This is a genomic window from Blautia difficilis (assembly GCF_014297245.1).
Taxonomy (GTDB): Bacteria; Bacillota; Clostridia; order Lachnospirales; family Lachnospiraceae; genus Blautia_A; species Blautia_A difficilis.
This window is the reverse complement of record NZ_JACOQG010000015.1, coordinates 37,870-60,541: the sequence shown is the minus strand read 5'-3', so window position 1 is coordinate 60,541 and position 22,672 is coordinate 37,870. Positions and strand designations below refer to the sequence as shown.

Below are 22,672 nucleotides of genomic sequence, written 5' to 3'. Positions count from 1 at the left end.
TCTTATATTATCCAATAATTTTTTCAAGCTGTTCCTTTGTCAGTACCAGATTGAATCCCATAGGATTCACTACATAAGCTTTCGCCTGCTGAATCATCAGTTCCGGAAGCTTATTTAACGGAACTTTAGCAATCCGAAGCTTACGTCCCTTAGTAAATTTCTCCAGTTCCATCACATCTGTAAATACAGGCTGCAAAATTTCCTCATTCTTATTCTTAAGATATGGAATACGGATCTGTTTCGGATCCTCTTCATTTACTTCCATAGCAACCAGATACTGTGATTTACGCATATTTACCAGTAGTTCCTCTTCAAGTTCACGGAGATTACCGTGCTGTTCCTTCTCTACCGGACGGCGAAGCTCCTGCATAAAATAAATACCGGATAACTCCAGTGTAGGATTCAAAAGAGGTCTATGCTCCTCCGGAATCTTGCTCAGATCATGCTGCTTTGCAATATCCGGCAGATCAATTTCTACCTGTTCCTCACCATCTACCCACATGACTGTATTCACACCAATTGCATAAAAAGTACCATATAACCTTGGATAATCTTTTTTCTCATAGCGCATGCCCATAAGGAGAACCTTATCATCTAGAAGTTTTTTTCCAAATTCTTTAATTCCTTCCTCTGTGGAAAAGATCCATGCCTGATCATTAAAAGTTTCCTCATCGCATTTCACATATGGAAGCTTGGTAAACTGTGAATAAGCCACATATACCATATCTCTGTTCTGTAATTCCTTGATTGCATCTTCTTTACTGATTGCCATTGTCTTACCCTCTCTGTCTCAATTCTATTATAATCTGCAATACCCCGCTATCCATGGAGCAGGAGTCAAGCGGATATTCATTCACTGCAATTCTTTTATATTTTATAACAAAATATCTAATAAGTAAAGGTAATTCATGTAAAAAGTGCTTAATATGCATAAAAAAGGAGATTGCCATCCTGACAATCTCTCTTTCATAATCTCAAATTGTAAAGGTTGTCCTTATGCCTCGTCAATTGCCTTTCCAATATCATGTCTCATATACTTATTGGCAAAGGAAATCCACTCTGTAGCTGCATAAGCGTTCTTTCGCGCTTCTTTCAGATCCTTACCTGTTGCTGTAATTCCCAGCACACGACCGCCATTTGTTACAATCTGACCATCCTTTTGCTTTGTTCCTGCATGGAAACAATAATAGCCTTCTTTGTCTTTAAAGTTTTCAAATCCATACATCGGAACTTCCTTTTCATATTTCACAGGATATCCATCGCTGGCCAGAACCACACATACAGCTGCATTATCCTCAAACTGCAGATCCACCTGATCCAGTTTGCCGTCAATACAGGCTTCCATTACTTCTACAATATCATTCTTCATACGCGGCAGTACTACCTGCGCTTCCGGGTCTCCAAAACGTGCATTATATTCCAACACCTTCGGACCATCAGCAGTAAGCATCAGGCCAAAGAAAATAATCCCTTTAAAAGGTCTTCCTTCTGCAGCCATAGCATCCACTGTAGGCTGATAAACATATTTTCTGCAGAACTCATCCACCTCATCTGTATAGAAGGGACTTGGAGAAAAAGTACCCATACCGCCGGTATTTAAGCCCTGGTCACCATCCTGAGCCCGCTTATGATCCTGTGCAGAAGTCATGGTACGGATCGTGCTGCCATCCACAAAAGAAAGAACAGATACCTCACGTCCTGTCATAAACTCCTCAATAACCATAGTGTTTCCGGCAGTGCCAAATTTCTTATCCTCCATGATTTCTTTTACACCATCTTCGGCTTCCTGCAGATTGTTACAGATCAGTACACCTTTCCCCAAAGCCAGACCGTCAGCCTTCAGCACAATCGGAAACTTTGCTTCTGTACGAAGATATTCCAGAGCCTTTTTAGGATCATCAAAATTCTCATATGCAGCAGTAGGAATATTATATTTCTTCATCAGATCCTTGGAAAAAGCCTTGGAGCCTTCCAGAACAGCCGCATTTTTACGAGGTCCGAATACTCTCAGTCCTTTTGCCTCAAACACATCTACAATACCACCCACCAGCGGATCATCCATACCAATGATAGTCAGGTCAATCCCTTTCTCCTGGGCAAAATCTGCCAGTCTGTCAAATTCCATGGCACCAATATCCACACACTCAGCCAGCTCTGCAATTCCTGCATTTCCTGGTGCACAGTAAATCTTATCTACCTTTGGGCTTTTAGACACACTCCACGCAATAGCATGTTCTCTTCCGCCGCTGCCTACGATCAAAACCTTCATTTTATCTGCTCCTTATCTATGTCAGTTCCGGGGAAGGCCCCGGAACTCTATTTGTCCATCTGATAATCTCCACGTTTTTCAGCCAGTATTCTGCCTATGCTTAACTCATCCGTACTTTTCCGTTTTCTACAGATACCTTGCCATTTGCAATAAGGTTAATAGCTTTTGGTAAAATTTTCCATTCTGCCTTTTCCATTACTCTTCTCTGCAGAATCTCAGGAGTATCTCCCTGCTTGATCTTTACTGCTTTCTGCAGAATAATAGGTCCTGTATCTGTACCGGTATCTACAAAATGCACAGTTGCCCCTGTTACACGGACACCTCTTTCCAGTGCCTTTTCATGAACATGAAGGCCATAAAAGCCCACACCGCAAAAAGACGGAATCAATGACGGATGAATGTTGATGATCCTGTTAGGAAAAGCTTCCACTATCATCGGAGGAATCGCTACCAGGAATCCGGCCAACACCACCAGTTCCACACCACTTTCCTGAAGTTTTGCCAGCAGCGCCTTATGGAATTCTTCTCTGCTTTCAAATTTCTTCGGCGAAATGCATGCTGCCTCTATGTTATGATTCTTCGCTCTCTCCAATGCATAGGCATTTGGATTATTACTGATCACCAGAGAAACCTCTGCATTTGTGATTTTTCCATTATCAATGGCATCCAGGATTGCCTGGAGATTGGTTCCTCCGCCGGAAACCAGTACGCCAACCTTTAACATAAGGTCACTCCCTTTTCTCCGTTCTCAATACGTCCAACCACGTATGGAGTATCTCCTGCTGCTTTGATTGCTTCCATAGTTTTATCCACATCTGCAGAATCTACCGCCAGAATCATTCCTAATCCCATATTATATGTATTATACATCATCTGCTCATCAATATTTCCCTTCTGAGCCAGAAGTTTAAAAATTGGAAGTACCGGATAGCTGTCTTTTTCAATTACTGCATGAGTGCCTTCTTTAAGCATACGCGGAATATTCTCATAGAAACCGCCTCCTGTGATATGACTGCATGCATGTACACAGACACCTGTATTTTTGATGCTCTTTAATGCTTTTACATAAATTCTGGTAGGTGCTAAAAGAGCTTCTCCCAGAGTCATTCCCAGTTCCTCATAATAGGTATCCAGAGATTCCTTTGTCATCTCAAACACCTTGCGCACCAGGGAAAATCCATTACTGTGCACACCTGTAGAAGCCATACCGATCAGTACATCCCCTGCTTTCAGCTTCTCACCTGTGATCATTTCTTTTTTATCACATACTCCTACTGCAAAACCAGCCAGATCATACTCATCCTCAGGCATAAGTCCCGGATGTTCCGCTGTCTCGCCACCAATGAGGGCAGCCTCAGACTGTACACATCCCTCTGCCACGCCGCCTACAATAGCAGCAATTTTTTCCGGATAATTTTTTCCACAGGCAATATAATCCAAGAAGAATAATGGCTCACCACCTGCGCAGGCAATATCATTCACACACATGGCAACTGCATCAATACCGATGGTATCATGTTTATCCATAACCATGGCAAGTTTTACCTTTGTTCCACAACCGTCAGTACCTGACAAAAGAACTGGTTCTTCCATATCCTTGATCTTAGCCAGGGAAAAAGCTCCGGAAAATCCGCCAAGGCCTCCCAGAACCTCCTCACGCATAGTTCTCTTTACATGTTCCTTCATTAACTCTACTGATTTGTATCCAGCTTCAATATCTACTCCGGCTGTCTTGTAATCCATAATCATCCTCCATAAGCTTCAGTTTCTGTACTGGCTCTTTCCTATTATTATTTTCAGTCCATTATTGATCAATAATTCTTATATCCAACTTCCTGCAGTCTGGCATCCTTTGCTTCTACCTGCTCTTTCAGTTCCTGACTATATGCTTTTAACCGGTCAAGAAGCTCTGCGTCTGAAGTTGCCAGGATCTTTGCTGCCAGAAGTCCTGCATTAGCCCCACCGTTGATTGCTACGGTAGCTACCGGAATTCCGGATGGCATCTGTACAATAGAATAAAGGGAATCCCTGCCTCCCAGTGAGGTGGTGTGCATCGGAATACCAATTACAGGCATTGGGAAGATTGCTGCGCACATTCCAGGCAGATGTGCTGCCATTCCTGCTCCGGCAATAATTACTTTAAATCCTTTCTCCTCAGCGGTTTTCGCATATTCAAAGAATACATCCGGTTCTCTGTGTGCGGAAATAATTTTCATTTCATAGTCAATTCCAAGCTTGTCCAGAATAGCTGCTGCCTTGCTCATGATTGGCATATCTGAGTCGCTGCCCATCACAATTCCTACTTTTGCCATAATTATTCTCCTTTTCTCTTTAGATGCTTCATTCGTTAGAAAGATATTTGCTTTCAACTCTCTCTAATGGTAGATTCTACTAAGATTCTCCGGTTCTGTCAATAAAGATAACGTCAGTAACCTAAAAATTACAATTCTCCGAAAGCTTCATTCAATGCTTCTGTACCCGGCAGCACAAATCGTCCGTCCTCAATGACAGAGATCATACCGCCATCATCATCCACTGCACGGATACTACCCAGTTCATCATAAGGAATGGTAATGTCCGTATGACATCCATAATAAGCCAGACTTACATCATCCTTACGCATCTCTGAAATCTCATTGTCCCTGGCGATAATCTCCTTGCCGTCAGGATTATATACAGGCGTATCTTCAGCCCAGCTGTAACAAGTATCTCCCACTGCAAAATGAGGTCCCATTTTCTCTGCAATGAGAATCGGTAATTTGTCTGCAATATCATATTTCTGTGCTGCCACATAGGCAGTAGTGTTAGTACCTATCGCAAACTCTCCCATAGCCAGTCTGGGATGATGAAACAGAATATTATCCTCAATATATTTCCGGTTCTCTTCCTCCGTATCAAAATTACTACAGGTATAATCAATAACCTGACCACAGTCAAATACCAGTTTCAAGTCACAGAACTGCAGTCCATTAAGATATACCTTGGAAACATGAAGAATGCCGCCGGTTCCTGCCAGCACCGGAGATGTGAACACTTCTCCCAGAGGTATATTCACATCTGCCACACAGTTCTCGAAATTTGTCTGTTTTTGAGGATCTGTAAGGGTATGAAGATGGATAAGCAAATCTGTCTCATTATCTCCTTTTCCCTTGATTTCCACCCATTCACAGGTATCCAGAGTATCAATGATAGTCTGTTGGATTTTCTGGTATTTTTTATAATCCAATGTATTTATTTTTACAATCTCACGGAAAATGTCCTGGAAATTTTCTCCAATCTCAGGGATGGGATAAGCAATGATTGTGAAACTTCTCTCTTCGCCTTTAATATATCGGTTCACGATCTGCCCGGATTCATTATCCAGCTCCACCTGTAATTTCTGCTGTGCTTCGCTAAAGGTCCAGCACTCTTCCTTGTTCACCGGCGAAAATGGTTTCTCCCCAAAAGTCTCGATCACTGCAGGACCACCATGAACCTCTGCCAGGTCTGCATATTCATCATAAGAGGTCTGCATTGCGCGAAGCTTACGTTTAACAAAATCAGAATCCATAAACAGAGCACTATCCTGCCTGTGGTCATAATCAAACTGCGGATTGGCAACTGCACCTGTAAAACCAACACGATTCTGACTTCTTTTGTTCACTGCATGAAGTGCATGACGATAGATCACAGCCTTCAGTCCCATTTCCTCAAACTGCAGTATGGCAGCTTTAACCATACGTTCAAATCCCAGCTCATAACGGATATTTACTGTCTTCTTCTTCCTGATATCTTTTCTGCCTGTAACAAAGCCCATACGGTACCCTTCTGTATAAGTACCTGCCATACTGTCTATTTCTTCCTGGGACATGGAGTTTAAAAATCTGGCAGTCTCCAGCTGGCTCTCTGAGATGTATTCTCCAAATCTGTACAGATATCGCAGATCATTCAGATCAGATTTCATAATAATATTTACAGCAAAATCTTCTTCCGGGTCAACCCCTTCCCTGATCCTGGTCTCTACCATATCCTGGCAATAATCATTCACATAGGAAAGCAGGATTTCTCTCACCTGCTTCTCAGCCGGCAGTTCCTCTTCCGAAAACGCAGAATACATTTCCAGAAAAAGTTCCAGACCTACTGTAATATCCCAGACTTTTTTTTCAAAAGCATAGCCAATGGTTCCATGCAGTTCTGTATAAAGGAAAGTAAAAGCTCTTCCATATTCTCCCAGCATTTTCTGTGCATAAACAGGATTTCCATAGGACTTTTCATAATTCTGCGGAAGCACATCCTGATACAGTTCATAGTTCTGTGCCTGTAGTTCCTCCAAAGTCTTATCCTGCTCCTGATTTTCATCCATCACAGAAATTACTTTCTGCAGAAATTCTGCCTCTTTTATAAAAAAGTCCTGATATGGCATTTTTACTATATTTTCTTCAGGTATCTGTACAATTCTTTCCTTCGCCAGCTTATACCGTTCCATAACCCATTCGTCCAAATCTTCATCTCCTTAAATATTAGTCATTCCAAGCAGATACATTCCCAGCCAGCCAATCATGATCATACCATTTAAAATAGATCCGATCATACTGGTACGATGATTTCTGCCTGTTTCCGAAAAACTCAGCAGCCCCATAATAAAACCATACACAGACAGCAGCATTGCAAAAAGGCTGATGCCTCCTACAATATATCCCATTTCACCATTAAATACACAGGCCAACATCACTGCTGCTAAAAACAGAACCAATGAAGCTGCTGCCAGTCCTGTGGACAGTTTTCCCTTTCGAGCTTCCTGCTTTTTCACAAAAGCATATCTATATCTTTTTGCCATAAATCTTTCTCCTCAGATGATCACAGATAAAAAAAAGCAGATATCCCAGTGCTGCTCCTGCTGTATTCAGAATCATATCATCCACATCAAAGCATCCTACCTTGGTTATCAGCTGAATTACCTCCACCGTCAGGCTTAATCCAAACCCAGCCAAAGTGATCAGAATACCACTTCGCATTTTTTCTGTAATAACAGGCAGAATAAATCCAAAGGGTAAAAATCCTGCCACATTGCCCACCAGATTCGTAAATACTGCTGCAAATCCAAGCTGTTTTCTGTATACCCAGAACCTCCGTATTTCCACAAAAGGTACCAGATTATATCTGAATTCCTGTTCTGTCACAACTGCTCTTCCATATTTTTCCGAAAAAAAGAGGAAATAAACCAATGCCAGTACATACAGAGTAAAACAAACCAGCCCCAGTCCCCTGATAATATGTTTTGTTTCTTTTTTCAAAATTTTATTTTCCCCTATTTCTACGTAAAAGCCGCACGGAACGTATACATCCGGTTTCCGCGCGGCTTTACAGTCTAAACGGATATGTTGCCAGACGGCAACATTACCAACTATAAAAGTATTTCAGATTTTTTCTTCAGCAGTCTTGCACCGTTTATGATCATCATAATACCGGCAGTTATTCCTGTGGCAAGTATGATAATTCCCACTGCCAGACTGCATGCACCTGTGGAAGACATGGTTTTATAAATTCTTTCATTCATGGTCATTCCTCCCTGCTCATTTGCTTATTTTGCACCATACTGCGCATAATATGCATCAATAGCATCCTTTAATGTATCATCAATAATTACTTTACCCTTATATTCTTTATTGTAAAGATGCTCAATTACCTCTGCCATGGTAACGATCGCATTGGTCTCAAATCCATACAGATCATGTACTTCATCCAGTGCACATTTTACACCGCCTTTGCCTACTTCCATACGGTCCAGAGATACCATAAGACCAACGATTTCTACATTGGCAGCTCCTCTTACCTTAGGTACTGTCTCCTCCATAGACTTTCCTGATGTAGTAACATCCTCGATCATTACCACTCTGTCGCCATCCTGAAGTTTGCTTCCCAAAAAGCTTCCCTTGTCAGCACCGTGATCCTTCTCTTCTTTACGGTCTGAACAATAACGGATCTCTTTTCCATATAATTCGCTGAAAGCAATGGCTGTAACTACACTCAGCGGAATTCCTTTGTATGCAGGTCCGAAAAGCACATCAAAGTCATCGCCATATTTGTCATGGATAGCATGTGCATAGTATTCTCCCAGTTTCTTTAACTGAGAACCTGTCACATATCCTCCTGCATTCATAAAAAATGGGGATTTTCTGCCACTTTTCAGAGTGAATTCGCCAAATTTCAGCACCTGGCTGTCTACCATAAATTCAATAAATTCTTTTTTATACTGTTCCATTTTGTGCCTCCTAAATTTCATTTTTGTAGCTGTACAGTTCTTCACAGTTACATTATTTTACAATACCAACCATATCCTTAACTGACTCAAAGCCATTCTTCTTCATATAAGCTTCTATTCCATCGATCACTTCCATGGTAACTGCAGGATTGTGGAAATTGGCAGTTCCCACAGACACTGCACTGGCGCCTGCAAGAATAAATTCAATCGCATCCTCAGCACAGGAAATACCGCCCATACCAATGATAGGTATTTTCACAGCCTGCGCCACCTGATAAACCATGCGCACTGCGACCGGTTTCACAATCGGTCCCGAAACACCGCCTGTCTTATTTGCCAGTGCAAAGGTCTTCCGGTTAATGTCAATCTTCATACCTGTAAGAGTATTGATCAAAGAAACTGCATCTGCTCCGCCAGCCTCTGCTCCCTTGGCAATTTCTGTGATGTCTGTCACATTAGGGGTAAGTTTCATGATCACCGGCTGTTTGGCGATTTTCTTAATCTGGGCAGTCAACTCCTCTACATGACGGGCATCCTGTCCAAATGCAAGGAAACCGGCATTTACATTTGGGCAGGAAATATTGATTTCCATCATATCAATAGGTTCCTCTGCCAGACGTTCTACCACAGCCAGATATTCCTCCGGTGCATGGCCACATACATTAACTATGATTTTGGTATCATATTTTTTTAAAAACGGAATATCTCTTTTGCAGAAAAGATCAATTCCCGGATTCTGCAGGCCAATGGCATTCATCATACCGCCATAAACCTCAGCCACTCTGGGAGTAGGATTTCCGGCCCATGGGACATTTGCCACACCCTTGGTAGTCACCGCACCTAATTTGTTCAGATTCACATATTCAGAGAATTCTTCTCCGGAGCCAAAGGTTCCGGATGCTACAGTTACCGGATTTTTCCATTCTACGCCGGCAATATTTACGCTCATATTCATCAGATTTCCACCTCCGTAGAAAGAAATACAGGACCATCCTTACAGATTCTTTTATTATTCACATTGCTGTGAGCATCCTTCTCTCTGGATTTACAAACACAGGCAAGGCAGGCGCCAATCCCGCAAGCCATACGTTCCTCAAGCGAAATATAACATTCCATATTATTTTCTTCGGCATATTGCTTAATCGCACGAAGCATAGGAGTGGGTCCACAGGCATAAATCATATCTGCCTGAAGCTTTTTCTCCCTGATCGCATCCATAACATTTCCCTTTGTACCTACACTGCCATCTTCTGTAGAAATGTATAAAGTCCCTGCTGCCTCAAATTCCTCACGCAGGAAAGTATGGCAATCTCTATATCCGACTACTATCTGCTTCTCTGCGCAGTTCATCTCCTTGGCAAGCTCCAGGATCGGAGGAACACCAATACCACCTCCCATAAGGAACACTCTCTTTCCTTCTGCTTTTTCTACCGGAAAGCCATTTCCCAGAGGCCCGATCACAGGCAGGGTATCTCCAGGCTGCAGATGTGAAAATTCCTCTGTACCTGTATTTTCTCCTGTCACTCTGTATACCAGATGAAGTCGCCCCTGTTCCTTATCAATCTCGCAGATACTGATCGGTCTGGGGAGAAGCTTTGTTTTATCCTTTGTATACATAGAAACAAATTGTCCCGGTTTCGCATCTGCTGCAATTTTTTCAGTCTGGATCCACAAACTGTAAATACCTGCAGCAATACATTCCTGACTTACAACTGTACAGTTTTCTCTTTTTTTCTCACTCATAGCAGACCTCCTAGCGGTTGTTTAACGCACTACTGATATCTTCAATCATATCTTTAACAGCCTGACGGGAAGCATCTGCATAATTCAGTTCTCCAAAGGAAGCATATTTTTCCTGCTTGTATGCCGCAATAATTCCGCGGGAAGAGTTCACAATAGCGCCCAGTCCGTCTTCGTTAAAGAAGTGTACCAGGTCTGCGCCCTTGCCGCCCTGTGCCCCATATCCCGGAACCAGAATATAAGCCTTTGGCATAACCTTACGGAGAACTTTCCCCATCTCAGGATATGTAGCACCTACTACTGCACCTACATAGCTGTAGCTGTCTCCCATGTGTTCCTCGCCCCACTGGGCAACTTTCTCGCCAACCCACTCATAAAGAGGACGTCCGTCAATCATTCTGTCCTGGAATTCTCCACTGGAAGGATTGGAAGTTTTTACCAGTACAAAAATACCCTTATTTTCTTCTTTACATACATCAATAAATGGCTTCACACCATCAGAACCCAGATATGGATTTACTGTGGCAAAATCTTCGTCAAAGCCTGCATATTTCTTGCTTCCTACCTGCACCTTGCCCAAATGACCTACTGCATAAGCTGCAGAAGTAGAACCGATATCACCACGTTTGATATCGCCGATCACTACCAGACCTTTCTCCTTACAGTAATCTACTGTATTTTTGTATGCCATCATTCCGGGAATTCCAAACTGCTCATACATGGCAATCTGTGGTTTCACTGCAGGTACCAGATCACAGATTGCATCTACAATCCCCTTATTATACTGCCAGATTGCTTCGGCTGCACCCTCCAGAGTTTCTCCCAGTTCCCGAAAAGCTTTATCCTGGATATGTTGTGGGATATAATTAAGCATAGGGTCCAGTCCTACTACGATAGGTGCGTTTGTTTTCTGAATTTTTTCAACAAGTTTGTTAATCATGGTTTTTCCTCCTGATATCTGTTTTATAATTTATCCTGATATACAATTTTTCCATCACTGATGGTACAGAGAATCTTTCCCTTTACCTTCCAGCCGTCAAACGGGGTATTCTGTCCTTTGGATGCAAATTCATTTTTATCAATAACATATTCGTGATCCACATCTGCAATGATCACATCTGCCGGATGTCCTTCCTGCAGAGTTCCACGCTCACTCTTTAATATCTGCGCCGGATTCCAGCTCATTTTTTCCACAAGCTGTTTTAACGTAAGAATACCTTTATCTACAAGTGCTGTATAAGTCAATGCAAAACTGGTTTCAATTCCCACAATTCCAAATGCTGCATTACGGATAGAGCCAGCCTTATCAGACATTGTATGAGGTGCATGATCTGTACTGATCACCTGAAAAGAACCATCCTTCAGACCTGCGATCAGTGCATCCACATCCTTCTGTGTTCGGAGAGGCGGATTCATTTTATAATTCGGATCATCTTCCTTAATATCATCTGAGGTAAGTATAAAGTGATGCGGACACACTTCGGCAGTGATATTCTTCAGCCCCTCTTTCTCCACCATCTTCATCATTTTGGCTACTCCCTCTGTCGAACAGTGGCACAGATGAAGTCTGGCACCGGTCTCTCTGGCAAGCAGAATATCTCTGGCTGCGATCACATCCTCCACTGCATTACAGATTCCCGGCAATCCCAGTCTGGCTGCATTCTCATCATCATTCATACAGCCCTTTCCTCTAAGATCAATGTCTTCACAATGTGCAAAGATAGGGATATCCAGATCTCTGGCAATTTCCATAGCTTCTTTGCACAGAAAAGAATTCATAACAGATTTGCCATCCTCAGAAAGAGCAGGAATTCCCGCCTTTACCATTCCCTCTATATCAGAAAGCTCCTGTCCTTTCTCTCCCTGTGTAATAGCTCCGGCCTGAAGCACATGGATACCGGACAATTGGGCTGCTTTATTATGTACATAGTTTACACGGTCCGGCCTGTCGATCACCGGGGAAGTATTTGGCATAGCTACCACTGTAGTCACTCCGCCTCTGGCTGCTGCCCGTGAACCAGTCTCTATATCTTCCTTCTGTGTCTGTCCGGGATCTCTGAAATGTACATGCAGATCGATCAGACCAGGCATAACCAGACAGCCCTTTGCATCGATCACTCTGTCGCTTTTTTCTTTCGTTGTCAACTGATCGCCAATCTCTTTGATCATTCCGTCTTCCAGATAAATATCACCGATTTTATCAGTGTCGGTTGCTGCATCTATGATACGGCCGCCACGAATAAGAATCCCCATGTAATTCTCTCCCTTCATCACTTCAATATATTATTTACTTACAATGCGTCTTGTCAGCATTATAGCATACCTAATATACATAATACACGAAACTGCCTATTTAATAAAGTCTTTTTTTCCCCTTTTAAAATCAATAAACAATAACATTCTGTTTTATGCTTGACATTTTAAAATACGGGATATATAATCAGTTCATATCTGGATTATCAAATTATATAATCACTGGTTTTTAGAGATTATATTACTTCATATAATCTGTAAAATCTGGTGATTTTTTTTGCCAGAAGCTTTTTAACTTTTTTATTTTTTATGGAGGTAACAACATGAACAAGGGAACTGTAAAATGGTTCAACGCAGAAAAAGGTTACGGATTTATCACTGGTGAAGACGGTGCAGACGTATTTGTACATTTCTCCGCTATCAATGGTGAAGGATTCAAATCCCTTGAAGAAGGCCAGGCTGTAACATACGACTTAACAGAAGGCGCACGTGGCATGCAGGCTGCAAACGTTACAAAATTATAATTTATAATTTCCGTTAACGTAAGAGGATTGAATTCCGCACTTTTAACACGGATAGACCTCAAAAAAACCCCCGGATCTTCCGGGGGATTTTTTTATTCTCATTTATTATTTATTATTTTGCTGCAGAATCTGCAGTCTCTTCTGTTGCCGCAGTATCATCTGCAGTCTCTGTACTGTCATCTGCTGTATCCTCTGTGGCTGTAGTATCGTCTGCTGCCTCTGCATTCTCATCCTCTGTTGTATCAGCAGCGTCTGTATCATCTGCAGTCTCTTCTGTAGTGTCTGCATCCTCATCAGTATCAATACCAGAAATATAATTATCCAGCGCACTGGTATCCAGCACAGTATTCTGTACGATCTCTGCTTTGGTTCCTGCCACTTTTACATATGCAGAATATCCAATCCAGGCAACTACTACAACACATATAAATGCCCAGGCAAACATTTCCAGGGTAAACATCATTTTTTCCTTCTTATCTGCTCTTCCCCGTGTGCTCTTCCTAGCTTTATAGGCATCAACTTTCTTCTGACTCATGATGTATCTCCTTTGCTTCTCATATTTCCTTTCATCGGCTAAATAATTATAGCACATCTTTTTCTAAAATGAAATAGAGAATCCCGATTGGTTGAAATTGACACAGTTTTTTCACATATTACACTGCAACAATCACACCGCCGTCATTAGCATACATGGAGCTGACACCTGCTGTGTCCAATACAACAACTTTGGCAAGCTTCATTCTCTCCTGAAATGCTTCCTTGAGCACCTGTGCTCTGGCCGGGCAGTTGCAATGGCTGATCGCTAAAACCTTGTCCGCGCTATCTGCCGTTTTTTCAATCACCTGCTCAACCATTTTAATCAGGGCACGGTTCATTCCTCTGGCCTGGTCCAGCTGGCAGATTGTTCCCTCATCTGTAGATCCCATTACAGGCTTAATCTTCAGAGCACTGGCAACCAGTGCTTTTACCTTACTCAATCTTCCATTCTTACGTAATGTCTCCAGATTTTCAAGAACAAAGAATGTATGCTGTCCTGAAATATAATGTTCCACTGTAGCAACTACTTCCTCAAAGCTCATTCCCTTTTCTTCACATTCCTGAATCTTCAGTGCGATCAATGTCTCACCAATGGAAGCAGATCTGGAATTAAACACGTGAATTTTTTTATCCGGATGATCCTCCAGACTCAGGTTTCTCCCAAGAAGTGCGCTATTATAAGAGCCACTCAGCTCTGCTGACAATGTAACCGCATATACATGCTCTGCCTCACAGTCATAGGCTCTCATATATCTCTCCGGAGAAGGACATGCTGATTTTGGGCACTCCGGACACTCTGCTACCTTATGCAGAAATTCACCCTGTTTAAATGTTTCATCATCTATAATCTGTTCTGCTCCCACCATTAACGTCAGGGGAACAGATTCAAAATGCTCATCCTGTTTCCATTCATCTAAAAGTTCTCCACAACTATCTATGACAATCTTATATCTCAATTATATCGTCCTCTTTTCCATTATATGTAGTTTCGAATACCAGATATATCTTATCATACTGTTTTCCTTTTGAAAAGCCTTTTTCTCAAAAACTCTGTTCTTTTTTTTCAATCTGATTTATAATAATAAAATACTCCTACACTTCTGTCTAAGTCTGTAATATCTATAGATATCACAAACCTGCCAGCAAGGTAATTTCAGGAGTCATGAAAGGATTTCTATGCTTGCATTAACTATTTCAGATGTTAAGGATTTTATGAATAAACTGCTTATCGGTGAAGTATTTGACAATTTTTCTCTGGTTGAAGCTTCCGTCACTACATTTAATACCTTCACCATTGACGGGCATCTCCAGCAGGATTTTTTTGACACAGACACTGTAGAGGAATATAAAAAAGAAGCTGTGGAATATTCCCTGTGGCGCGATGTCAAACCTTACTGTTTTTCCATCATCCGCGGTAAGCGCACACCACTGCACTTCAAAATCGTGTTCCAGCTCTCTCCTTTTCAAGCACAGAACCTTTTGAAGAATCTTGGAAGTCAATCCACAACCTCAGTATGTAATTTTTATCTTAACATTCAGTACAAAAGCAAATTTTTGTTATGTACCGCCGGCGTTTCCTACTCCTCCTTTTCCCTGGACAAGAAGCCCGAGCATCTCTGGGACGACATGCTGTGCAGATTTCTTGAAGGAAATCATATTCAGTTTCAGAGACTATAAGCCTCTGCTATTTTGACATTTCCTCTGTTTTATTCAGATAATATGCCAGAATATCAATGAATTCACTGTTTGTAGGTTTATCCTCCATGGAACATCCTGCGATCAGTTCCAGATCTTCTTTGTGATTGATCCAGCAGATATTTACCAATGTCCTGATATTATGTTCCACATTAGATGGTGTTGACTTGTATTTTCTTGCCAGAATAGGATAAATATCCTTTGTGATCTTCATCGGCCGCTCCTGCAGTTCTTTCGCCATATTCACAGCTTCCGCGACATAATAATATCCCTTATATTTAGATGTCGCTCCTAATTTTCTGATCAGTCCATACACTTCACTCATACTTTTTTTCCTCCTTAACTGGACAGTCGTCCTTTTTACATTTTTTGTAATACACCTTTAGCGTTTTTACGACATACTCAGTTTTTCGGAAATATTGTCACTTATAAAGAGAATCATATATAATTATTAAAATACCAGCAAATTAATGATAAAAATTTATACGCCATTTGTCAATATAAAAGTACTAAAAACGATAGTCCCGGTTGTTCTCTCCATGTTTTTTCGCCATGTTTCGAAACTTTTCCAGGACTATCGTAATTTTTCACAAAACTGCTTCTACTCTCCCCAACGGACAGTAAACCACAAAATCACTGCACATTATTTTGTAAGCATCATCAACACATCATTGCTTCTCTGTACAAATTTTGTCATTTCATCCGGTGAAAGCTGCTTATGGCTGAGCATTGCCAGATCATAAAGCTGTTCACAGATTACAGGGGCTTTATCTGAATCCTTATTTTCTGCCAAATATTTTACCAGTGGATGGTTCGCATTAAGTACCAGTGTTTCCTGTCCGCCAAACATATTCGGATCCATACCACCCATTCCATACATTTTCATCATATCCTGCATACGGCGGCTTTCTTCGGAAAGGGTAACCATTGCAGATACATTTTCATTCTTCAGATTCTCTACATGAACCTCAAGTTTATCCTTATTCAGATTCTTACGGAAAAGCTCCGTCAATTCTTTGGCAGCCGCTTCGTCAGCAGTACCCTCACCCTTCATTTCTTCTGTCAGATCTGCATCAATTCTCTTGAACTGTACATCCTGATGTTTCTGCTCCAGGCTGGAAATAAACGGGCTGTCAATATTATGTTTCAGAATCACGGCGTCCTTGCCGGCTTCCTTAAACATATTGATATACTGACTCTGCTGGATTTCATCCGTTACATAGAAAATTGTTGTCTTCTCCGGTTCTTTCTCTTCTGCTTTGTCTGTGTCTGCTGCATCAGCCTCTTTTGACTCTGTCTGATCTGCAGCTTCCTCAGCTGTCTCTGTTGTCTTTTTATTCTCTTCTATGCAATCCTTGAGAGTAAGATATTTACCATCCAGATTCTTAAAGAGTACGTAATCACCTATCTTCTCTGCAAATTTGGTATCTTTAATACAACCATATTTAATAAACGGACTGATATCATCCCAGTATTTTTCATAGCTTTCTCTGTCTGTTTTGCACATTCCGGTAAGCTTATCAGCTACCTTTTTGGAAATATACTCAGAAATCTTCTTGACAAATCCATCATTCTGCAGTGCACTTCTTGACACGTTCAGAGGAAGATCCGGACAATCGATCACGCCTTTAAGCAGGAGAAGGAACTCAGGAATAACTTCCTTAATATTATCAGCAATAAATACCTGATTGTTGTACAGTTTAATGGTTCCTTCAATAGAATCATACTCTGTGTTAATCTTTGGGAAATACAGAATTCCCTTTAAGTTGAACGGATAATCCATATTGAGATGAATCCAGAACAGCGGTTCCTTGTAATCCATAAATACTTTACGGTAGAAATCTTTGTACTCCTCATCTGTACACTCATTGGGGTGCTTCATCCAAAGCGGGTTGGTATCACTGAGAGAAACCGGACGTTTATTAATCTTAACTTTCTCCCTTGCCGGAGAAATCTCAACTACTTCCTTCTCTCCGTTTTCATTCTCTTTTTCTTCAGTTTTAGCATCCTCATGGATATGCTCTACCACTACATCATCATCTTTTAATTCTGATTCATCGATAGTCTCATATTCCTGAGGTGCGTTTGCTTTAGAAAGATAAATATTTACCGGCATAAAGGAACAATATTTCTCCAGTACTTCACGCATACGGTATTCGTTGGCAAATTCCAGGCAGTCTTCATTAAGGAAAAGTGTGATCTCTGTTCCAACAGTTGTCTTGTTGCCTTCCTGGATATCATACTCTGTACCGCCATCGCAGGACCAGTGCACAGGTACCGCTCCCTCTGTATAGGAAAGGGTGTCAATATGTACTTCATCTGCCACCATAAATGCAGAATAGAATCCCAGTCCAAAGTGACCGATCATCTGGTCATCTGTTGTCTTATCCTTGTATTTCTCCAGGAACTGAGTCGCACCGGAAAAAGCGATCTGAGTAATATAATTCTCTACCTCATCCGCAGTCATACCGATACCATTATCAATAAATTTCAGAGTTTTTCCATCTGGATCTACGATTACCTGAATCTCCGGCTTATATCCTTCTGGGAATGTATATTCGCCCATTACCTCCAGCTTTTTCAGCTTGGTAATGGCATCACATCCATTGGATACCAGCTCTCTTACAAAAATATCATGGTCTGAATACAGCCACTTTTTAATGATCGGGAAAATATTTTCGCTGTTAATTGATAAACTTCCATGTTTTACAGCCATGCTGTCCACACTCCTTTTATATCTTTCAGATTTTCTGTAACTCTGAAAGATATAGTAATACCTTATGAACTAAAAGTCAAGCAAAAATTAGCACTCATTTAAAATGAGTGCTAATAATTCATTAACATTTAACTGTCATAACTATTTATTTTTTCTTTTTCTTGTAAACTACAACTCCCGCAATAGCACCTGCTGCAATGGCAAGAATCAGTACAAACGGCATGATATTGGTGGTATCTCCGGTCTGCACTGCCTTCTTCTGATTCGCAGCCGGATTCTGCTGCACAGGAGTAGGAGTAGCTGTAATTACAACCTTTGGCTGTGAAATCGTAAAGCTTACCTGCTTTGTATCCTGTTTTCCCGTATTTTTCCAGCTTTTGCCATCATACTGCTGAGCATTAAATACAACAGTCAGATTATATGTGCCCTCTTTGGTAATTCCAAAAGCAGCCGTGTACGGAGCCTGGCTCCAGCTGTTTGTATTGATCACCGTCCAGCGATCCGGAACATAACGCACATCTCCCTTTCCCGGGCTTTCATTGTCCATTCCTGCACCTACCGCTGTAAATGTAATCTTGGACTGAGTGGTATATCCGTCAGCACTGATTCCTGTGATCTTATTATTTGCCGGATCTGCAATCTGAGCAGTACGTCCGGCTTTTACAGTTACCTTTACAGCTGTGATCAGGCTGATCTGATCCGGATTTTCAACTCCATCAGGAAGCACTACAGTTCCATTTACTTTGAAGGTCTGCTCCTGCTTTACAGATGGATCATACGTACATTCCTTTACATTCCATTTTACCTTCGCCTTCATTTCCCCCTCTGTAGTATTAATAACTACTTTTGAAGGAAGTCCCAATGCCTTAGCAGATTTCTCTGAACCATTCTTTACTCCCTTCACGTGAGAAGGATTCTGGATTCCGGTAATTCTGCATGCTGGTTTTGTCACACTGAACGAAGCACTGATCTCGGCCACTGCAGAAATCTGGCTGTCTGTATTTGTGGCTGTAACCTGAATAGATTCACTGTACTCGCCTGCTGTCATACCGGTTTTGGGCACTGCAGTAAAGGTTGCTTCTGCTCCGGGATCCAGTTGTGTTGCAGACAGCTCTCCAATTTCAAAATACTGAGCCTGCGGCTGAGTCAGATCCACTGCTGTATTTCCAGTGTTAGTAAGTGTGATCCGATACACATAATCCGGAGTATTGTATCCCTCCTCCATCGGGTCATAAATAATCTCGGAAGGATCTGCTTTCAGGGAAACCTGCGGCTTCTCCTCTGCTTTTACACTGACTCCGGCCTCTGCCTGTGCCACAGTAGCCTCATCCTCTTCAATTCCAAAAACAAGTGTATCACTGTAATCACCCTGGGCTAATCCTGCTTTTGGCTGAACATGAAAGCTACAGGATGCCCCCTTCTCCAGTGTATATACAGCCTGTGTATCCATCGGCGTAATATCAAAATGCTCAGACTCCGGAAGCTTTACTGTAACTGTCTCATCTCCTGTATTCGTCACAGTAACTGTCTGGCTCTCACTGATCTGTGTATAGCCTTCTGTCAGATCAGCAAAGGAAAGTACTGCCGGATCTGTGGATATAGATAGCTTTCCAAGCTCTGCACTTGGTTCCTCCGTATTGTCCGGAGTTTCCGGATTCTCAGAATCATCCGGAGTTTCAGAATCATCAGGTTCAAGAACAGGCTCTTCTTCCGCTTCCACTACAGCCTTCACTTCAAAGGAAACCTCAGCTCCCTCTTCCGTCTCATAGGTAATGGTGTCATCATAAGTACCTTCCTCCAGTTCCTTCCTTGGCTGAATCCATACGCTGACAGACTCTCCCGCTGCCAGAGGCTCCTCTATGTCCGCTACCATAAAATGCTCCGGGCTGATTGCTTTGAAATTCAGAGCACCTGTTCCGGTATTTTTAATATCTACAAACATTGTCTGGGATTCATTATCTCCGGCTTCTGTCCGGATAGTTCCAAAATCACACACCGGATTTTCCTGACCTTCTACAGAAGCTACTGCTTCATAGGACAACTCCTGCTGTGCATTTTCCACATCATCCGTGTTCTCTGCATTCTCCGGCGCTTCTGTCTCCTGAACATCCTCTGTTTTATCTGTAGTTTTCTCTGTACCGTCAGGCTGAAGCTCAGACTGGGTATAGATTTGCATTTCCTCTGTCTGTTCCGGATTCTGTGTATCATCTTCCTCTGTACTGTCATCCTCTGTCTGCTGGACATTTTCAGCATCTTCCGACTCTGCATCCTCTTCTGAGCCTTCCAGCTGGGCTTCTGTATCCTGCTCCTCCTGAGCTTTCTTATCAGCAGCAGCCTGGGCTTCCTCCTGAGTAGCTGTCACCTCCCGAGTCTTGGCCTGGAGTTTCCCGGTAAATCCTGACTTCTCTGCCGGTGTGATATCCAGTACCAGCACATAACCCAGATCCTCCTGAGTCACTGTGTAAGTTTTTTCTGTACCTACCTGGGTAAGTTCCTTCTCACCGGTCTGTCTGGACCAGGAAAAGATAACATCATCATCTGTCACTCCCTCGGGAGTCACCTTGGAATAATCTGCACTCAGTACTGTTCCCACTGCCGGCAGTCCCTTTACCTTCAGCTTGCCTCCAAGCTCTCCTACTTCCGCTGCAAAAGCCATGGATGGAAGAAGGGTAACGATCATCAGCACAGCCATCAGCACTGCAAGAATTCTTTTTTTCCTCATGTGCCATCCTCCTTTTCTTTATCATTTATATATCTTTTTATAACTGCCGTTTTATTTTTGACCGGCAGTTCTTTATACAGTGTTATTATAACACTATGGTTTTTCCAAATGTAATTCGCATATTTCATATTTCTTCTGTGCATAAATGAAAGAAGCTGTTTCAATCTGCATAGTTCTATTTTGCAGAACTGCTCTTTGAAATAGCTTCTTCCTCTTTTTATTTATTCTATATCAAATTTCTATTCAGCCTTCCACAATAAGATATTTTCCGTCAGGAAGTGCAAATACCTCACTGGCCTCTTCCAATTCTCCGTCTGACATGCCTTCTACATCAGCTCCCATGTCATCCAGATATTCCCTCACTTCGTCAATAGAATCTACCACTGCAGCCATGCAGTCCTCCAGAAAAGCCTCTGCTTCCTCAAAAGACTCCGCCACCGGCTGCGGAAAAAGCTGTCCCTGCTTTTCCAGAAATGTGTTGATGCATTCTTCTGTGTACATTTTAAATTACCTCCTCCATATTTCCTTTCGCCCTGATTACCTTTTCCAGAATATCCTGTACCCGATCTGCAGTGAATGCCGCCGATTCCCGCACCTTCTCCTTGGAATGTGCCATGGCAAATCCATATTTCACTGCCTTAAGCATCTCTATATCATTATATTCGTCTCCGAATGCAATGCACTCCTCCGGGGAAATCCCATATTTTTCCTGGAACTCCCGGATTCCCTTTGCCTTGTTCGTACCAAAAGGAATAAAATCTACCCAGTCATTGCCTGATGTCACTACTGTACATCTTTGTCCAAACCGTCCAGTCCAGTAACGTACATATTCATCTGTCAGACCGGCAGATTCATATACCGCCAGCTTCATAATGGGCTCTGTGATTTCATCCAGGCTGTTTATGATCCTGCACTCATTTTTCACCAGATCCACCATATAATGGCGAAAGCTTTCTGTCTTTGGCATAAGATAATGATAATCCTTGGCAGAACAGGTAAATTCTGCGTCTTTTTTTTCTATAATTGCAGTAAGAATCTCATTTGCCAGTTCTTTATCAAATCGATCCTGATAAAGAACCTGCCCCTTTTCCACTGCCAGCGCACCATTCTCACAGATAAAAGAAATATCTGAAGCAACCGGTGCAAACAATCTCTTCATATTCGGATACTGGCGTCCACTGGCTGCCACAAACCGGATTCCCAGTTCATTCAGTTCCCTGATCAAAGGAAACAGATCATCAGGCAGGGTCTGGGCTTTGTTTAAAAGTAAGGTTCCGTCCAGATCACTGGCGATCAGTTTAATCATTTTTGTATTCCTCACATATCTTTAATAAATCTGTCGGTTTCTCTGCCACCAGATCAGCTCCGTTAGCATTAAGCTCCTCCAGGTCACGGAAGCCCCATAATACACCTACGGTAAACATTCCTGCAGCTTTACCGGTCTGCATGTCTGTACCGGTATCTCCGATATACATACACTCTTCCGGTTTTACCCCAAGCTTCTTTGCTGCCAGAAGCGGTGCATCCGGTGCAGGTTTACGGCGGATTCCTTCCTGTTGTCCAATCACCAGGTCAAAAATTCCCGAATAAAGATAATCCATTACCTTCAGTGCTGCAGGATGGGGTTTATTGGAGCATACAGCCAGCTTCATTCCTTTTTTTCTCAGTTTCTCTACCGTTGACTGCATTCCCTCATACCGGGTCACCTTATACAGCGGATCTTCGTCAAACCTCTCTCTGTACATCTTCCGTGCTTCTTCATAATGAACCAGTTCCGGATCTCCCGCATCCTTCAACGCCCTGCGCACCAGCATATCCGCACCCTCTCCGCAATAATAGCGGAAATTATCCAGAGGTAGAGGGCGAAGTCCCAGCTTCTCCATTACCTCATTTGCAATATATGCCATGGAATCCAGTGTATATGCCAGAGTTCCGTCCAGATCAAATATACCTGCTTTTATCATTTTGTATCATC

General features: G+C 42.2%; 24 protein-coding genes. 2 read left to right on the top strand and 22 right to left on the bottom strand.

Features of this window, described 5'->3' with window-relative positions:
* Positions 1-7 precede the first annotated feature (7 nt).
* The 14 genes from H8Z82_RS10355 to H8Z82_RS10290 form a co-directional block, all read right to left on the bottom strand.
* On the bottom strand, positions 8-772 hold the full coding sequence (locus H8Z82_RS10355) for an SseB family protein (protein WP_019161100.1): 765 nt from the start codon (positions 770-772) through the stop codon (positions 8-10).
* A gap of 222 nt (positions 773-994) precedes the next feature.
* A complete protein-coding gene (gene purD / locus H8Z82_RS10350; protein ID WP_186995066.1) occupies positions 995-2,269 on the bottom strand; it encodes a phosphoribosylamine--glycine ligase in 1,275 nt (424 codons plus the stop codon).
* A 100-nt stretch (positions 2,270-2,369) separates the two neighbouring features.
* Positions 2,370-2,993, bottom strand: coding sequence for a phosphoribosylglycinamide formyltransferase (gene purN / locus H8Z82_RS10345; RefSeq protein ID WP_019161098.1), 624 nt, complete (start codon positions 2,991-2,993; stop codon positions 2,370-2,372).
* Entirely contained in the window at positions 2,987-4,012 is a 1,026-nt protein-coding gene (gene purM / locus H8Z82_RS10340; protein WP_186995065.1) for a phosphoribosylformylglycinamidine cyclo-ligase, read from the bottom strand. The genes purN and purM overlap by 7 nt, the downstream gene beginning before the upstream one ends.
* Before the next feature lie 68 nt (positions 4,013-4,080).
* Complete coding sequence (gene purE / locus H8Z82_RS10335) at positions 4,081-4,581, bottom strand: 5-(carboxyamino)imidazole ribonucleotide mutase (protein ID WP_019161096.1); 501 nt, start codon at positions 4,579-4,581, stop codon at positions 4,081-4,083.
* A gap of 128 nt (positions 4,582-4,709) precedes the next feature.
* Complete coding sequence (locus tag H8Z82_RS10330) at positions 4,710-6,734, bottom strand: aminopeptidase (RefSeq protein ID WP_186995073.1); 2,025 nt, start codon at positions 6,732-6,734, stop codon at positions 4,710-4,712.
* A 27-nt stretch (positions 6,735-6,761) separates the two neighbouring features.
* The gene (locus H8Z82_RS10325) at positions 6,762-7,085 is read right to left on the bottom strand and encodes a DUF6142 family protein (protein WP_173743737.1); all 324 of its coding nucleotides are present in this window, start codon (positions 7,083-7,085) and stop codon (positions 6,762-6,764) included.
* Positions 7,069-7,542 (bottom strand): VanZ family protein, encoded by a 474-nt coding sequence (locus H8Z82_RS10320; RefSeq protein WP_186995064.1) that lies wholly within the window; start codon positions 7,540-7,542, stop codon positions 7,069-7,071. The genes H8Z82_RS10325 and H8Z82_RS10320 overlap by 17 nt, the downstream gene beginning before the upstream one ends.
* A 110-nt stretch (positions 7,543-7,652) precedes the next feature.
* Complete coding sequence (locus H8Z82_RS10315) at positions 7,653-7,805, bottom strand: hypothetical protein (RefSeq protein WP_019161092.1); 153 nt, start codon at positions 7,803-7,805, stop codon at positions 7,653-7,655.
* 24 nt (positions 7,806-7,829) lie between these two features.
* Positions 7,830-8,510, bottom strand: a complete 681-nt coding sequence (pyrE, locus tag H8Z82_RS10310; protein ID WP_019161091.1) for an orotate phosphoribosyltransferase — start codon at positions 8,508-8,510, stop codon at positions 7,830-7,832.
* A 52-nt stretch (positions 8,511-8,562) separates the two neighbouring features.
* Positions 8,563-9,465, bottom strand: coding sequence for a dihydroorotate dehydrogenase (locus H8Z82_RS10305; RefSeq protein WP_186995063.1), 903 nt, complete (start codon positions 9,463-9,465; stop codon positions 8,563-8,565).
* Positions 9,465-10,253, bottom strand: coding sequence for a dihydroorotate dehydrogenase electron transfer subunit (locus H8Z82_RS10300; protein ID WP_019161090.1), 789 nt, complete (start codon positions 10,251-10,253; stop codon positions 9,465-9,467). Before H8Z82_RS10300 ends, H8Z82_RS10305 begins: the two co-directional genes overlap by 1 nt.
* 10 nt (positions 10,254-10,263) lie before the next feature.
* Positions 10,264-11,190 (bottom strand): orotidine-5'-phosphate decarboxylase, encoded by a 927-nt coding sequence (gene pyrF, locus H8Z82_RS10295; RefSeq protein ID WP_019161089.1) that lies wholly within the window; start codon positions 11,188-11,190, stop codon positions 10,264-10,266.
* 23 nt (positions 11,191-11,213) lie between these two features.
* Positions 11,214-12,503, bottom strand: a complete 1,290-nt coding sequence (locus H8Z82_RS10290; protein ID WP_019161088.1) for a dihydroorotase — start codon at positions 12,501-12,503, stop codon at positions 11,214-11,216.
* 323 nt (positions 12,504-12,826) lie between these two features.
* On the opposite strand from H8Z82_RS10290, the gene H8Z82_RS10285 reads away from it, so the two are divergent.
* Entirely contained in the window at positions 12,827-13,027 is a 201-nt protein-coding gene (locus H8Z82_RS10285; protein WP_008705499.1) for a cold-shock protein, read from the top strand.
* A 112-nt stretch (positions 13,028-13,139) separates the two neighbouring features.
* Here the strand turns inward: H8Z82_RS10285 and H8Z82_RS10280 are convergent, their stop codons facing one another.
* Both H8Z82_RS10280 and H8Z82_RS10275 read right to left on the bottom strand, forming a co-directional pair.
* On the bottom strand, positions 13,140-13,562 hold the full coding sequence (locus H8Z82_RS10280; RefSeq protein WP_186995062.1) for a hypothetical protein: 423 nt from the start codon (positions 13,560-13,562) through the stop codon (positions 13,140-13,142).
* Positions 13,563-13,680: 118 nt separating this feature from the next.
* Positions 13,681-14,520: a DegV family protein gene (locus H8Z82_RS10275; protein WP_019161086.1), complete on the bottom strand. Its 840-nt coding sequence runs from the start codon at positions 14,518-14,520 to the stop codon at positions 13,681-13,683.
* A 220-nt stretch (positions 14,521-14,740) separates the two neighbouring features.
* On the opposite strand from H8Z82_RS10275, the gene H8Z82_RS10270 reads away from it, so the two are divergent.
* Positions 14,741-15,241, top strand: a complete 501-nt coding sequence (locus H8Z82_RS10270; RefSeq protein WP_186995061.1) for a DUF5721 family protein — start codon at positions 14,741-14,743, stop codon at positions 15,239-15,241.
* A gap of 7 nt (positions 15,242-15,248) precedes the next feature.
* Here the strand turns inward: H8Z82_RS10270 and H8Z82_RS10265 are convergent, their stop codons facing one another.
* The 6 genes from H8Z82_RS10265 to H8Z82_RS10240 form a co-directional block, all read right to left on the bottom strand.
* Positions 15,249-15,584, bottom strand: coding sequence for a sporulation initiation factor Spo0A C-terminal domain-containing protein (locus H8Z82_RS10265; RefSeq protein ID WP_019161084.1), 336 nt, complete (start codon positions 15,582-15,584; stop codon positions 15,249-15,251).
* A gap of 318 nt (positions 15,585-15,902) precedes the next feature.
* Positions 15,903-17,975: a molecular chaperone HtpG gene (htpG, locus tag H8Z82_RS10260; protein ID WP_019161083.1), complete on the bottom strand. Its 2,073-nt coding sequence runs from the start codon at positions 17,973-17,975 to the stop codon at positions 15,903-15,905.
* A gap of 145 nt (positions 17,976-18,120) precedes the next feature.
* Positions 18,121-20,697 (bottom strand): COG1470 family protein, encoded by a 2,577-nt coding sequence (locus H8Z82_RS17355; RefSeq protein ID WP_243176444.1) that lies wholly within the window; start codon positions 20,695-20,697, stop codon positions 18,121-18,123.
* A 243-nt stretch (positions 20,698-20,940) separates the two neighbouring features.
* The gene (locus H8Z82_RS10250) at positions 20,941-21,198 is read right to left on the bottom strand and encodes a glyoxalase (RefSeq protein ID WP_186995060.1); all 258 of its coding nucleotides are present in this window, start codon (positions 21,196-21,198) and stop codon (positions 20,941-20,943) included.
* Position 21,199: 1 nt separating this feature from the next.
* On the bottom strand, positions 21,200-22,003 hold the full coding sequence (locus H8Z82_RS10245) for an HAD family hydrolase (RefSeq protein ID WP_186995059.1): 804 nt from the start codon (positions 22,001-22,003) through the stop codon (positions 21,200-21,202).
* Positions 21,996-22,661, bottom strand: a complete 666-nt coding sequence (locus H8Z82_RS10240; RefSeq protein WP_186995058.1) for an HAD family hydrolase — start codon at positions 22,659-22,661, stop codon at positions 21,996-21,998. The genes H8Z82_RS10245 and H8Z82_RS10240 overlap by 8 nt, the downstream gene beginning before the upstream one ends.
* Between the last annotated feature and the right edge of the window lie 11 nt (positions 22,662-22,672).